Genomic DNA, 14,134 nt, shown 5'->3' on the forward strand with positions numbered 1-14,134 from the left:
ACGGCCGGTCCGGCCGGTGGGTTGCGAATGATCTTCCGGTGTCGCCGTCACGCGCTCAAGCCTCCGACACACCAGCCCCGTCGGCGAAATATCTCGGTCGTCGTCGTCGTCCCGCCAATCCCCAAGGTCACCTTAGCAGCTATGAGCCCGGGCGCTACCCCCGCTGCAAAAACGGGCATGCCCATGCGTTCATCGCTGCGTGATCGGCGCGATCGGGCCATGTGGCCGGGGAATACGGCCGGGGGAATGTGGCGGAAGGAGGCGGCGGCCGCTCAGCCGAGCCAGCCGGGCACCTTGTCGAGCGCGATGATCGCCTCGGCGTCGAGGCGCGGCCGCACCACCGCATGATCGGCCCCGCGCACCAGCACCTCGGGCACCAGCGGGCGGGTATTGTAGGTGTTGGCCTGCACCGCGCCATAGGCGCCGGCGGTCATCACCGCGATGAGATCGCCGGCCTTCAGCCCCGGCAGATGTCGTCCCAAGGCCAGGAAATCGCCGGATTCGCACACCGGCCCCACCACGTCGGCGGTCATGCCGGCGGCACCGGCGGCCGCGTCCCGCACGGGCAGGATTTCGTGATGCGCGTCGTAGAGCGTCGGGCGGATCAGGTCGTTCATCGCCGCATCGACGATGACGAAGGTCTTGCCCTCGCCTTCCTTCACATAGAGCACGCGCGCCAGCAGCACCCCGGCATTGGCGACGATCAGCCGCCCCACCTCGAAGACGAGGCCGAGGCCGAGATTGTGGGTGTGCCGCTTGATCAGCGCCGCATAGGCGGACGGCAGCGGCGGATCCGGCTCGCCGGCGACATAGGGCACGCCGAGCCCGCCGCCGAGGTCGAGATGGGTCAGCGGGAAGCCTTCGGCCAGCAGGTCGCGCGCCAGCTCGGCCAGCACGGCGGCGGCATTGTCGAAGGGCTCGAGATCGGTGATCTGGCTGCCGATATGCATGTCGACGCCGGTGACGCGGATTCCCGGCAGCGCGGCGGCGTGGCGGTAGACGTCGCGGGCGCGCGACACCGGGATGCCGAACTTGTTCTCCGACTTGCCGGTGGAGATCTTGGCGTGGGTCTTGGCGTCGACGTCCGGGTTGACGCGGATCGACACCGGGGCGGCCACGCCGTGGCTCACCGCCACCTCGGAGAGGGTGAGCAGCTCCGGCTCGCTCTCCACATTGAAGCACATGATGTCGGCGTCGAGCGCGGCGGCCATCTCCTCGCGGGTCTTGCCGACGCCGGAGAACACGATCTTGTGCGTGGCGATACCGGCCGCCAGCGCCCGCTTCAGTTCGCCGCCGGAGACGATGTCGGCGCCGGCGCCGAGCCGGGCGAGGGTGGCGATCACCGCCTGGTTGGAATTGGCCTTCAGCGCGTAGCACACCGTCGCCTTCGTATCGGCGAAGGCCTGGGCGAAGACGTTGTAGTGCCGCTCCAGCGTCGCGGTCGAATAGACATAGGCCGGGGTTCCGACCTCGCGGGCGATATCGGCGAGGCTGACGTCCTCGGCATGGAGGACGCCGTCGCGGTAGGTGAAATGGTGCATGGCGAGCCCGGAGGTTGGTGAAGCCGAAGGTCAGGGAAGGCGGGACGTCAGAGCAGCCCGTCGAGGATGAAGGGCTTGTCCGGTTTCACCGGGCCGGTGTCCTTCGGCATCTTGCCGTCCGGCCCGGGCGTGCCGAGTGCGGTGCCCGGCGGCGGCTCCAGCGGGCCCTTCACGCCGCAGCCGGCAAGGGCGAGCGCGCCGCCGAGCGCGAGCATGGCGGGGAGAAGGCGAAGCGCGGCGGCGGGCATACGGTTCGGGCGGGACACGGATAATCCTCGGGCGGGCAGGACAGGCGAGGGCACTATAGCGGCGAATCGGCGAAAGGCGAGCCGGACCTCGCAGCGCGCAGGCCCGCTCCACCTCACACGTCGAACGTTACCATCACCGGTATGTGGTCGGACGGGCGCTCCCAGCTGCGTGCGTCGCGCAGCACGGTCATGGCCTGCGCGGTCGGCGCCAGGGCCGGACTCGCCCACACATGGTCGAGCCGCCGGCCGCGATTGGAGGCGGCCCAGTCGGCGGCGCGGTAGCTCCACCATGTGTAGAGCTTTTCCTGCGGCGGCACGAAGTTGCGCATCACGTCGACCCAATTGCCGGCCGCCTGCAATTTGCCAAGCCGTTCCACCTCGACGGGCGTGTGGCTGACCACGTCGAGCAGCTGCTTGTGGCTCCACACATCGGCCTCCAGCGGGGCGATGTTGAGGTCGCCGACCAGCACCGAGCGGGCGTCGGGCGCGGTGGGGTGCAGCGTCTCCCATTGGGTCGCCTCGTCGAGGAAGGCGAGCTTGTGCTTGAATTTCGGGTTGAGCTCGGGGTCGGGAATGTCGCCGCCGGCCGGAATGTAGAAATTGTGCACCGTCACCGGCGCGTCGAGCCCGGCTTCCTTGCCCAGCACCACCGAGATGTGGCGGGCATCGCCCATGTCGCAGAAGCCCTGCCGGCTGACGCTCTCGAAGGGGCGCTTCGAGAGGATGGCGACGCCGTGATAGCCCTTCTGGCCGTGGATCGCCGCGTGCGGATAGCCGAACTTCGCCGCGTCCTTCAGCGGGAAGCGGTCATCCGGCGTCTTGGTCTCCTGCAGGCAGATGACGTCCGGCTGCAGTTCGGCGGCGAGGCGGGCGACGAGTTCGATGCGCAGCCGCACCGAATTGATGTTCCAGGTGGCGATGGAAAGCGGCACGGGAAAGGGCACCTCGGGATCGGTAAGGTGCGGGACCCTAGAGCAATCCTGCCGGGATTTGAATGCCTTGGGCGGCACTCAATTCCGGTTGATCACGAACAGCATCGGGTCCGGCCGCTCGGAGGTGTCGAGGTTGGACACCGCCACCGTGGTGTCGAAGCCCTGCGGGTCCGTCACCGTCCACTGCTTCAGCTGCATGGTCTTGGCGTCGAACATGATCATCAGCCGGTAGGTGCCGACCATGGGCTGCTTCTCCTCCAGCACCACGGTGGCGAAGACGTCGTCCTGGTAGACGCCGGTGACGTTGGCGTTGCGGGCGAGGTCGAAATTCTCCGACAGCAGGAAGCGCAGCGGCGTCGCCGAGAGCGGGGTGATGTCCTGCGTCTTCAGCTTCTTGTCGCGCACCGCCACCGAGCGGCCATCGGCCACCAGCTCGACCCGGCTCGGCGGGTCGTATTCGAACAGCACGCGGCCGGGCTTCAGGAGGTAGAACTGCCCCTGCCGGCGGGTGCCGTCGGGGTCGACCTGCACGAAGTTGCCGGTCATGTTCTTGAAGCTGTTGAAATAGGTATTGATGCGCTGGATGGTCTGCTGCGCCGCTTTCTGGCCGGTGGCGGCGGCCATCTGCACCACCGGCTTGCCGTCGACCGCCGCCTGCACCGAGGGCGGCAGCGGCACGCCGTTCGCGGGCTGGGCGAGCGCCGGCGCCGAGATGAAGGCCGGGGCCGCCAGCAGGGCGAAGGCGGCGCAAAGGGTCGTCGGCAGGATCGGGCGCATTGGGCACTCTCGTCGGCGCGGGCGGCGCGGGGGCGTCGGATCGTCCTGTAGGCGGTAAGCGGTCGCTGTGGCGAGGATAAGGCTGGCACGGGCCGGGCGGCGCTGCGTCAACCCGCTTCCGCGTCGCGCGGTTCCACCAGGATCTCGCGCTTGCCGGCATGGTTGGCGGGCGAGACGAGGCCCTCGTTCTCCATACGCTCCATCAGCGAGGCGGCGCGGTTGTAGCCGATCTGCAGCCGGCGCTGGATGTAGCTGGTGGAGGCCTTGCGGTCGCGCATCACCACGGCGACGGCCTGCTCGTAGAGGCCGCCGCCTTCGCCGCCGAAGCCGCCCTTGTCGAACACCGCGCCGTCCTCGCCGCCTTCCTCCTCGTCCTCGTCGGTGGTGACGGCGTCGAGATAGTCGGGCTGGCCCTGCGTCTTCAGATGCTCGACGACGCGCTCGACCTCCTGGTCGGAGACGAACGGGCCGTGCACGCGCGAGATGCGCCCGCCGCCGGCCATGTAGAGCATGTCGCCCTGGCCGAGCAGCTGCTCGGCGCCCATCTCGCCGAGGATGGTCCGACTGTCGATCTTGCTCGTCACCTGGAAGGAGATGCGGGTGGGGAAATTGGCCTTGATGGTGCCGGTGATGACGTCGACGCTCGGGCGCTGGGTCGCCATGATCAGGTGGATGCCGGCGGCGCGGGCCATCTGGGCGAGGCGCTGGATGGCGCCCTCGATGTCCTTGCCGGCGACCATCATCAGGTCGGCCATCTCGTCGACCACGATCACGATATAGGGCAGCGGCGTGAGGTCCATCTCCTCGCGCTCGTAGATCGCCTCGCCGGTCTCGCGGTCGAAGCCGGTCTGCACGGTGCGCACGATCTGCTCGCCCTTGGCCATCGCCTCGGCGATGCGGGCGTTGAAGCCGTCGATGTTGCGCACGCCGACCTTCGACATCTTGCGGTAGCGTTCCTCCATCTCGCGCACCGCCCATTTCAGCGCCACCACCGCCTTCTTCGGGTCGGTGACGACAGGGGAGAGCAGGTGCGGGATGCCGTCATAGACGGAGAGTTCCAGCATCTTCGGGTCGATGAGGATGAGGCGGCACTGATCGGGCCGGTGCCGGTAGAGCAGCGACATGATCATGGTGTTGATGGCGACCGACTTGCCGGAGCCGGTGGTGCCGGCGACCAGCAGATGCGGCATGCGGGCGAGGTCGACGATCACCGGCTCGCCGCCGATGGTCTTGCCGAGCGCCAGGGCCAGCTTGTGCGCCGCCTCGCCGAAATCCTTGGCGGCGATGATCTCGCGCAGCAGCACCTTCTCGCGCTTGGGGTTGGGCAGCTCGATGCCGATGGCGTTCTTGCCGGGGATCACCGCCACGCGGGCCGACACCGCGCTCATCGATCGGGCGATGTCGTCGGCGAGGCCGATGACGCGGCTCGATTTGATGCCGGGCGCCGGCTCCAGCTCGTAGAGCGTCACCACCGGGCCGGGTCGGGCATTGACGATGGCGCCGCGCACGCCGAAATCGTCGAGCACGCTTTCGAGGTCGCGGGCGTTCTGCTCCAGCGCCTCGTCGTCGAGCGCCGGGCCGGTGCGCGCCGGCGGCGGGGTCAGCAGGTCGAGGCCGGGATTGGCATAGCGCAGCCGCTCTTCCTCGCGCGCCGTGCGTCCGCCGCGGATCGAGCGCAAGGGCGGCCGGCGGCCGGTGCGGGTCGTCTCCGGCACCGGGTGCGGCGGCGGCAGGTCGTCCGGCTCGTCGAGAAAGCCCGCTTCGTCGCGCTCGTCGTCGTCCCAGTCGCCGGCATCCGGCTCCTCGCCACGGAAATTGGGCTCGCGGCGCGAGCCGCGCGGCAGCAGCGCGTCCTCGTCCTCGCTGCCGAACAGCGCGCCGAGGCGGGCCATCAGGCCGCGGCGGCGGCGCGGATAGGGATTGCGGCCCGGCATCAGCCAGGCTTTCAGCGTCAGCCACCAGTGGACGAGCGCGCCGATCGACAGCAGGCCGAAGCGCGCCGGCTCGTCGTCCTCGAAAGTGCCGGCGTCCTCCTCCTCCTGCGGTTCGTCGCGGCGCTTCAGGCCCACGCCGACGGCCAGCGGCAGCGTCATCACCGTGCCGAACAGGCACAGGGCGCCGGCGACCGTGTAGTCGAAGGTGGTCAGCCAGCCGGAGCGGATCAGCGAGGGCAGGATCAGCATCGCCTCGCCGAGCACCCCGCCCAGCCCGCTCGGCAGCGGCCAGGTGCCGAAGCGCGGCAGGCAGGCGGCGAAGCCGGCCGCGAAGGCGGTGCCGGCGGCGAGGGCGACCATGCGCGCCCGCATGCGGTGCGGCGGGCGATGCGTCATCAGCCGCCACCCCCACACGCCGACCGTCAGCACCACCGCGAGGCAGGCGACGCCGAACAGCTGCATCAGCAGGTCGGCGACCACGGCGCCGGGCAGGCCGAGCAGGTTGTGCGGCGCGGCGGCGCTGGAGCGCGACAGGCTGGGATCGTTGGCGGACCAGGTGGCCAGCGCCACCAGGATCAGGGCGCAGAGGCCGAGCAGCGCGAGGCCGGCGATCTCGGCGACGCGCCGGTGCAGCACGTTGCGCACTTCTTCCGGCAGCAGGCGCCGCCGGGCACCGCGGCCGCGCGCGGAGACGCCGGCCTTCGCCCGCTGGGCCTGGCGCGGTGGCGCGGCGTCGGCGATGCGAGGCTGTGCCTGCCGCGTTCGCGGCGTCCGGCCCGTCGACTGTGTCTGCCCGCCCATCATCCCGCCTCGATTCCGCTTGCCACCCAACGGTTCGGCTCAGCTCAATCCGGCCACCACGCGCGGCAGCGCCGCTTGCGTGGTGGCGAGGTCCTGCACCAGCGCGAGGCGGAGGTAATCCGCACCCGGATTGCGCCCGTCCGCCTCCGTGCGGCACAGATAGCCGCCCGGCACGGTCCGCAGGCCCTCGCGCTGCCAGAGTCGTTTCGCTGCCTCCTCGCCGCCGCCGATGCCGGAGACGTCGAGCCACAGGAAGAAGCCGCCATCCGGCCGCTCATAGCCGAAGCGGCCGGCGAACAGCCGGTCGGCGATGTCGAACTTGGCGCGATAGAGCGCGCGGCTTTCCTCGACATGCGCCTCGTCGGCCAGCGCGGCGATGCCGACCTGCTGCAACGGCTCGGGCACCTGCGGCGCCGCCACGTTGCGCAATTCGGCGAAGGCGGTCATGAAGCCGGCATCGCCGGCGCAGAAGCCGCAGCGCAGGCCCGGCAGGCTGGAGCGCTTCGACAGCGAATTGAACGTCACCACCCCGGCATAGTCGGGGCCGGCGACTTCCAATATGCCGGTCGGCGGTGCCGCGCCGAGCCAGATCTCCGAATAGCACTCGTCGGCGAACACCAGGATCTCGTGCGCGCGGGCGATGGCCACCAGCTTCTCGAGATAGGCTGATGGCGCGATGGTGCCCTGCGGGTTGGCCGGCGAGGCGAAATAAAGGGCCACCGTGCGGGCGAGCAGCGCCGGATCGAGCGCGTCGAGGTCGGGCAGCCAGCCGCCGGACGCGGGAAGCGGCAACGGCACGCTCTCGCAGCCCGCCGCGTCGGCGCCGGCGCCATAGGCGGCATAGAACGGATTGGGCAGCAGGATGGCCGGCCCGGAAGAAGATTGCCGGCTTTCGGCGATCGCCTTCGCCTTGGCCGGCGAGACCAGCCGGCGGGCGAGGAGGGCGGCGAGGAACAGCCCTTCGCGTGAGCCGTTCAGCACCAGCACCTCGCGCTCGGCGTCGAGCGGACGCGGCAGGCGGTAGCGGCGCCCGCACCAATCGGCGGCGGCGGCGCGGAATTCCGGCAGCCCCTTGCCGGCGGGGTAGCGGCCGAAGCCGTCGAGATGGGCCGCCAGCACCGCGCCGACGAAGGCAGGGATGGCATGGCGCGGTTCGCCGACGGCGAGGCTCAGCGGCGGCTTGCCCGGCTCGATGCCGGCGAGCAGCTCGCCGAGGCGGATGAAGGGCGAACGCGCCGCCGGGCCCGGATCCGGCGTGGCCGGCGGGCGGTTGGCGGAGGCTTCTGGCGACGTTGCGGGCACGGAGGTCACGTCTCGTCCATCGTGGTTAGCGATTCAAAATAGCGCCGGGCGGTAAAGGCGCCCTTAACCATGACGACAGGAGGGCAAGCTCCGGCAGATCGGGCCGGCCCGTCTCCGGCGCACGATTTTGCCTTTGCGGCGCAGCGGATCCGCACGGGCGGCAAGGCCGGCTCCACGCCGAATGCCACGGAATCACGCCGGGAGCCGCCGGGCGGACACCGGCGCGGAGGAGCCGGCCCGGAAATGGAAAACCCCGGCCGAAGCCGGGGTTTGGGCAGCGCGGGGGCTGGGGACGCGGCGCGGGCAGGCGAGCCCGCGCCGGACCGGAAAGGCCGGTCAGCTGTGATAGGCGCGCTCGCCGTGCTCGACGATGTCGAGACCCTCGCGCTCCTTCTCCACCGACGGACGCAGGCCGACGATGACGTCGACGATCTTGTAGAGGATCGCCGAGATCACGCCGCCCCACACGATGGTGACGGCGACCGCGGTGATCTGCACCCACACCTGGTGGCCCATCGCGTAGTCGGCGATGCCGGGGCCGCCGAGGGCGGGGGCGACGACCACGCCGGTGCCGATGGCGCCGACGATGCCGCCGATGCCGTGGACGCCGAACACGTCGAGGCTGTCGTCATAGCCGAGCGCGTTCTTCACCGTGGTGCAGAAGAAGAAGCAGATGATGGCGGCGACGAAGCCGAGCACGATGGCGCCGATCGGGCCGGAGAGGCCGGCGGCCGGGGTGATGGCGACGAGGCCGGCGACCATGCCGGAGATGGCGCCGAGCATGGAGGGCTTGCCCTTGGCCAGCCACTCGATCAGCGTCCAGCCGACGATGGCGCCGGCGGTGGCGACGAAGGTGTTCACCAGCGCCAGCGTGGTGCCGGCATTGGCTTCGAGGTTGGAGCCGGCGTTGAAGCCGAACCAGCCGACCCACAGGACGCTGGCGCCGACCATGGCGTAGGGCAGCGAGTGGGGAGGCATCAGCTCCTTGCCGAAGCCGGTGCGCTTGCCGACCAGCAGGCAGCCGACCAGGCCGGCGATGCCGGCATTGATGTGCACCACGGTGCCGCCGGCGAAGTCGAGCGCGCCCATGCCGAACAGGTAGCCTTCCGAGAACCACACCATGTGGGCGATCGGGTAGTAGACCAGCGTCACCCAGAGGATGCAGAACAGCAGGATGGCCGAGAACTTCATGCGCTCGGCGAAGGCGCCGATGATGAGGGCCGGGGTGATGGCCGAGAAGGTCATCTGGAACGCCATGAAGACGTATTCGGGAATCTTCACGCCCTTGGAGAAGGTGTCGGCGAGGCTTTCGGTGGTGACGCCGGCCAGGAACGCCTTCTCGAAGCCGCCGATGAAGGCGTTGCCCGAGGTGAAGGCGAGCGAGTAGCCGTAGAACACCCACAGCAGCATCATCACCGCGGCGATGACCGTGACCTGCATGAGCACGGACAGCATGTTCTTGGCGCGCACCAGGCCGCCATAGAACAGCGCCAGGCCGGGCACGGTCATGAACAGCACGAGGATGGAGGAGATCATCATCCAGGTGATGTCGCCCTTGTCCACAGTCACGGCGTCGGCCACCGCGTCGGTCGCCGGGGCTGCGGCCTCCTGCGCCAGGGCGGCAACGGCGAACAGCGCCGTCGTCGCCAGCGCGGGAAGTCCCGCGCGCATCCAAGTCTTGATCGTCATGGGTTGAGTGCTCCGTCGGAAACGTGAGATGTCGGGATCAATGGCGCGGGCTTCAGAGGGCGTCGGCGTCGGTCTCGCCGGTGCGGATGCGCACGGCCTGGTCGATCGCGTAGACGAAGATCTTGCCGTCGCCGATCTGGCCGGTCTTTGCCGAGGTGGAGATGGCGTCGATCACCTTCGTGACCTGGTCGCTGGCCACCGCGACCTCGATCTTGAGCTTCGGCAGGAAGCTCACCGCATATTCGGCGCCGCGGTAAATCTCGGTGTGGCCCTTCTGCCGGCCGTATCCCTTGACTTCCGTAACGGTCAGTCCGTGCACCCCGATGCCGGTGAGCGCATCCCGGACTTCCTCAAGCTTGAAAGGCTTGATGATAGCCATGACGATCTTCATGGTTCCTGTCCCCGCTTGGCCCCGGATCGCAACAGGCGAATCCCGGGCGTTTCATGTCGGACTCGGCCAAACGGGTTTCCCAACCCCACGGACAAGCCGGCGCACACAGAATCAAGTCGCGTGCCAACCGTGCAACGATGGGGGTTTGCGGCGCCTCGGGCGGCGCGGAAAGGCGCACATGATCGCCACCCGCGCGAAAAACGCCGGGCGCGTGACAGGGTTGTGCTGCTTAATTCTTGATCTTCGGTGCCGAAGCAGTTTCGGCGCCGTCGAATCCTGGGCAAATATTGCCTAAAAAATGATCTCTACGATGCCGCAGTAGGCGAAACCGGGCGGATGAGCCCTTCCTGCGCCACCGAGGCGACGAGCCGCCCGGCCCGGTCGTAGATCAGCCCGCGGGCGAGGCCGCGCGCGCCATGGGCGCTGGGGCTGTCCTGCACGTAGAGCAGCCAGTCGTCGGCCTTGAGCGGGCGATGCAGCCACAGCGCGTGGTCGAGGCTGGCGGCCTGGATGCGGTCGCCGAGCACGCTGGTGCCGTGCACCACCGTGGTGGTCTCCAGAAGCGTCATGTCGGAGGCGTAGGCCAGCACCGCCCGGTGGATGGCGGGGTCGTCCGGCAGGGCGCCGTCGGCGCGGAACCACACGCGCTGCACCGGCTCGGCGGGGGGCGCGTCATTGCCGGCGACCAGCCGCTGCATGAGGCCCACCGGGCGGAGCTCCACCGGCCGCGGCCGGGTCCAGTAATTGCGCACCGAGGGGGCGAGCGCGTCGAGCAGCTCGGCCGGCAGGTCGCGCGCGGAGGGCACCTCCTCCGGCGGCGGCACGCCGTCGGGCATCGCCATCTGGTGATCGAGCCCCTCCTCGGCGATGTGGAAGGACACCGACATGATGAAGATCGGCCGGCCGTGCTGCACCGCCACCACCCGGCGGGTGGCGAAGCTGCGCCCGTCGCGCACCCGCTCCACCTGGTAGACGATGGGGATCTGCGGATCGCCGGCGAGGATGAAATAGGCGTGCATGGAATGCGCGGTGGCGGTCTCCACCGTGCGCTGCGCGGCCACCAGCGCCTGCGCCAGCACCTGCCCGCCGAAAACCCGGGTGCGGAACGGCCAGGATTCCGGCGGGTTGTGGCCGCGGAACAGGTTGACCTCGAGAATGTCGAGGTCGAGCAGCTGGACGAGTTCGGCGATGGTCGACATGTCCGCATTCCCGCACGGTGTTCTTTGATCGGTAGCTAAGGCATAAGATGCCCCCGGTACAGTGCCATCAGGGAAGGGTCGTCATGCCGCAGCAAGCCGAAGACGCCGCCGTCTTCGACGTGGTCATCGCCGGCGGCGGTCTTGCCGGCCTCTCGCTCGCGCTGGCGCTGCGCCACGGGCTGGGGGATGGCGCGCGGCTCGCCATCGCCGATCCGGCCTTCGCCGCGCCGGCGCGGCGAAACGACGACCTGCGTGCCTCCGCCTTCGCCGCCGGCGCCCGCCGGCTGCTCGATACCGTGGGCGTGTGGGCGCGCGTCGCCGGCGAGGCCCAGCCGATGCTGGCGATGGAGATCACCGACAGCCGGCTCGGCGACGCCGCCCGGCCGGTGTTCCTGCAGTTCGACGGCGAGGTGGAGCCGGGCGAGCCCTTCGCCGATATGGTGCCCAACGCGCTCATGCAGGACGCGCTGCTCGCGGCGGCCGGGGAGGCCGGCCTCGTCCTGCTGCCGGCGGGCGTCGATGCGTATTCGGTCGACGCGGCCGGGGTCTCGGCGCGGCTGAAGGACGGCACGCGCCTGCGCGCGGCGCTGCTCGCCGCCTGCGACGGCGGGCGTTCGCGGCTGCGCAGCCTTGCCGGCATCGCCACCGTCGGCTGGTCCTACCGGCAGTCGGCGATCGTGATGACGGTCGGCCATGAGCGCCCGCACGAGGGCAAGGCGGTGGAGCATTTCCTGCCGGCCGGCCCCTTCGCGCGGCTGCCGCTCGCCGGCAACCGCTCCTCCATCGTCTGGACCGAGGAGAGCGGTGCGGCGGAGCGGCTGCTCGCGCTGCCGCGGGTGCTGCTGCTCGACGAGCTGGAGCAGCGATTCGGCCTCGAGCTGGGGGCGCTGGAGGTTCTCGACACGCCGAAGGCCTTCCCGCTGGGCTTCCAGATGGCGCGGCGTTTCGTCGCCGACCGGTTGGCCCTGGTCGGGGACGCCGCCCACACCATCCACCCCATCGCCGGCCAGGGCATAAATATGGGCCTGCGCGATGTTGCGGCGCTGGCGGAGGCCGTCACCGACGCCGCCCGCCTCGGCCTCGACATCGGCGGGCCGGACGTGCTGGAGCGCTACCAGCGCTGGCGTCGCTTCGACACCGTGTCGATGGGGGTGGCGACCGACGGGCTGAACCGGCTGTTCGGCCAGCGCTCGGACGCCTTGCGGCTGATGCGCGACATCGGCATGGGCCTCGTCGACCGCCTGCCGGGACTGAAAGGCCACCTCATCCGCGGCGCCGCCGGCCTGGGCGGTCAGCCGCCGCGGCTGCTGCGGGGCGAGGCGCTCTGACGGCGCCCGTCGCGCTGTCCCGGAAATGCCGGGGTGGCGCGGTCAGCCTTTGGCGACCTCTTCCTCGGTCAGCGGGCGCGCTTCGTCGGCCAGCATGATCGGGATGCCGTCGCGGATCGGATAGGCGAGGCGCGCCGCGCGCGAGACCAGCTCATGCGCCTGCCGGTCATAGTCCAGCGGCCCCTTGGTGACGGGGCAGACCAGGATCTCCAGGAGCTTGGGGTCGAGCTCATAGCCGGTGCGGTGGGCGGTCTCGGGCATGTGTCGATTCCATGTCGGGTGGAGGCGTATGCGTCGCCTGCTTATAACCGATGCAACGCGATACCATAGAAGGCGATCCTGACAATCGCGCGTCAGCATGTCAGAAGAATGTGGCCGCCCCATGCGTCGACCAGGCGTTGTCCCGATGCCTCGTCTGCTCCCCTCTCCGACTTCGGGATCTGCCCCGCGCCTATGGATACCGCCCCGCTTTCCCTTGCCGATGAGCCCCGCCTGACCGGGGAGACCGTGCAGCAATGGGTGTTCCGCCGGTTGCGGCGCGCGGTGATGAGCGGACGCTTCCCGCCCGGCCAGGCCGTGACGATACGCGGCCTCGCCGAGGCGCTCGGCGTCTCCGCCATGCCGGTGCGCGAGGCGCTGCGCCGCCTGGTCGCCGAGCGGGCATTGGTGCTGCTCGACAATCGCCGCGTCCGGGTGCCGGAGATGACGGCGCAGCGCTTCGACGAGCTGTTCGCCGCCCGCACGCTGCTGGAAGTCGAGGCGGCGGCGCGGGCCCTGCCCTTCGCCGATCCGGCTTTTTGCGAGCGGCTCGCCGCGCTCGACCGGCTGTCGGACGCGGCGTGGCGGCAGGGCGACATCGAGGCGATGATCGAGACCAATCTCGCCTTCCATACCGCGCTCTATTCCACCCGCGCCGATTCGGTGCTGATGCCGCTGATCGAATCGGTGTGGCTGCAGATCGGGCCGTTCATGCGGCTCGCCCTGACCGATCTCGAGGAGCATTACCGGGTCGACCGCCACCGCGAGGCGCTCGACGCGCTGGCCGCCGGCGACGAGGCGGCGCTGCGCCGGGCGATCGAGGCCGATATCCATGACGGCATCGGCCATTTGAGGGCGCAACTCGGCTGAGGAATACGGCTATTGCGCCGCCTTCAGCGCCCGGCCGCCACGCCGCTCGGCCCTGAGGCGGGCCGCGGCGCCGAAGGCGGCGAACACCGCGCTCGACAGCCTGTCGTCCCAGAAGCGCCATTCCGGGTGCCACTGGATGGCGAGGGTGAAGCCCGGCGCCTCCGTCACCCGGAACGCCTCGACGAGGCCGTCCTCCGCGCGGGCTTCCACGGTGAGTCCCGGCGCCAGCTGGTTGATGCCCTGGCCGTGCAGCGAGTTCACCTTCCAGCGCGGCGCGCCGGCGAGGCCCTCGAGCAGCCCGCCCGGCTCCAGCGCCACGTCGTGCACCGGCGCGTATTGCCCGGCGATGTCGAGGCTCGCATCCTCGCGATGATCGAAATGGCCGGGCTGCTCGTACACTTTCTGGAACAGCGAGCCGCCCAGCGCGACGTTCATCTCCTGGAAGCCGCGGCAGACGCCGAACAGCGGCACGCCGCGCTCGATGGCGCCGCGGATCAGCGGGATCGACAGGTCGTCGCGATGCGGGTCGGAGGGCAGCGGCGGCTCATAGGGCGCGTCGCCATAGAGATGCGGCGCCACGTTGGAGGGGCTGCCCGGCAGGAAGATGCCGTCGACCAGCTCGAAGATCTCGTCGAGCACCAGCCGTTCCGGCTTCATCGCGGCATCCACCGCCGAGACGGTGCCGGGCAGCAGCACCGGCAGCGCCTCCGCGCCGTTCGCCACCGCATAGATGTATTTCTCGGTCACGCCGTGCACGACATGCCCGCCGGAAGCCTTCACGTCGCAGATGACGCCGATGACAGGACGCATTGTGATCACTTTCCCGGTTGGTTGCCCAGATGTGGGATCGCCGCCCCGCTCCTG

The 14,134-nt window shown here is 70.0% G+C and carries 13 protein-coding genes; 2 read left to right on the plus strand and 11 right to left on the minus strand.

Annotated elements, in window-relative coordinates; genetic code table 11:
- Positions 1-272: 272 nt before the first annotated feature.
- From lysA to KHC19_RS11355, 9 genes are all read right to left on the minus strand, one after another.
- Positions 273-1,541 carry a diaminopimelate decarboxylase gene (gene lysA / locus KHC19_RS11315; RefSeq protein ID WP_213352455.1) on the minus strand — a complete coding sequence of 423 codons (1,269 nt, stop codon included), beginning with the start codon at positions 1,539-1,541 and terminating at the stop codon, positions 273-275.
- A 47-nt stretch (positions 1,542-1,588) separates the two neighbouring features.
- Positions 1,589-1,807, minus strand: coding sequence for an LPS translocon maturation chaperone LptM (lptM, locus tag KHC19_RS11320; RefSeq protein WP_343207694.1), 219 nt, complete (start codon positions 1,805-1,807; stop codon positions 1,589-1,591).
- A gap of 95 nt (positions 1,808-1,902) precedes the next feature.
- Entirely contained in the window at positions 1,903-2,721 is an 819-nt protein-coding gene (locus KHC19_RS11325; RefSeq protein ID WP_213352456.1) for an exodeoxyribonuclease III, read from the minus strand.
- Positions 2,722-2,799: 78 nt separating this feature from the next.
- The gene (locus KHC19_RS11330) at positions 2,800-3,498 is read right to left on the minus strand and encodes a LolA family protein (protein WP_213352457.1); all 699 of its coding nucleotides are present in this window, start codon (positions 3,496-3,498) and stop codon (positions 2,800-2,802) included.
- Positions 3,499-3,605: 107 nt separating this feature from the next.
- A complete protein-coding gene (locus tag KHC19_RS11335) occupies positions 3,606-6,233 on the minus strand; it encodes an FtsK/SpoIIIE family DNA translocase (RefSeq protein WP_213352458.1) in 2,628 nt (875 codons plus the stop codon).
- A 39-nt stretch (positions 6,234-6,272) separates the two neighbouring features.
- The gene (locus KHC19_RS11340; RefSeq protein WP_343207695.1) at positions 6,273-7,544 is read right to left on the minus strand and encodes an aminotransferase class I/II-fold pyridoxal phosphate-dependent enzyme; all 1,272 of its coding nucleotides are present in this window, start codon (positions 7,542-7,544) and stop codon (positions 6,273-6,275) included.
- A gap of 327 nt (positions 7,545-7,871) precedes the next feature.
- On the minus strand, positions 7,872-9,224 hold the full coding sequence (locus KHC19_RS11345) for an ammonium transporter (RefSeq protein ID WP_213352459.1): 1,353 nt from the start codon (positions 9,222-9,224) through the stop codon (positions 7,872-7,874).
- Positions 9,225-9,276: 52 nt separating this feature from the next.
- The gene (locus KHC19_RS11350; protein ID WP_213352460.1) at positions 9,277-9,615 is read right to left on the minus strand and encodes a P-II family nitrogen regulator; all 339 of its coding nucleotides are present in this window, start codon (positions 9,613-9,615) and stop codon (positions 9,277-9,279) included.
- Between the two features lie 305 nt (positions 9,616-9,920).
- Positions 9,921-10,814: an acyl-CoA thioesterase gene (locus KHC19_RS11355; protein ID WP_213352461.1), complete on the minus strand. Its 894-nt coding sequence runs from the start codon at positions 10,812-10,814 to the stop codon at positions 9,921-9,923.
- A gap of 83 nt (positions 10,815-10,897) precedes the next feature.
- On the opposite strand from KHC19_RS11355, the gene KHC19_RS11360 reads away from it, so the two are divergent.
- On the plus strand, positions 10,898-12,142 hold the full coding sequence (locus KHC19_RS11360) for a ubiquinone biosynthesis hydroxylase (RefSeq protein ID WP_213352462.1): 1,245 nt from the start codon (positions 10,898-10,900) through the stop codon (positions 12,140-12,142).
- A gap of 42 nt (positions 12,143-12,184) precedes the next feature.
- On the opposite strand, the gene KHC19_RS11365 is transcribed toward KHC19_RS11360, so the two are convergent.
- Complete coding sequence (locus KHC19_RS11365; RefSeq protein ID WP_213352463.1) at positions 12,185-12,403, minus strand: Trm112 family protein; 219 nt, start codon at positions 12,401-12,403, stop codon at positions 12,185-12,187.
- A 192-nt stretch (positions 12,404-12,595) separates the two neighbouring features.
- Here KHC19_RS11365 and KHC19_RS11370 point away from each other — a divergent pair, with 192 nt between their 5' ends.
- Positions 12,596-13,270: a GntR family transcriptional regulator gene (locus KHC19_RS11370; RefSeq protein ID WP_213352464.1), complete on the plus strand. Its 675-nt coding sequence runs from the start codon at positions 12,596-12,598 to the stop codon at positions 13,268-13,270.
- A 9-nt stretch (positions 13,271-13,279) separates the two neighbouring features.
- Here KHC19_RS11370 and KHC19_RS11375 read toward each other — a convergent pair whose 3' ends face one another.
- Positions 13,280-14,080, minus strand: coding sequence for a gamma-glutamyl-gamma-aminobutyrate hydrolase family protein (locus tag KHC19_RS11375; RefSeq protein ID WP_213352465.1), 801 nt, complete (start codon positions 14,078-14,080; stop codon positions 13,280-13,282).
- Positions 14,081-14,134: the final 54 nt, after the last annotated feature.

This window comes from Ancylobacter oerskovii (assembly GCF_018390555.1).
Lineage (GTDB): Bacteria > Pseudomonadota > Alphaproteobacteria > Rhizobiales > Xanthobacteraceae > Ancylobacter > Ancylobacter oerskovii.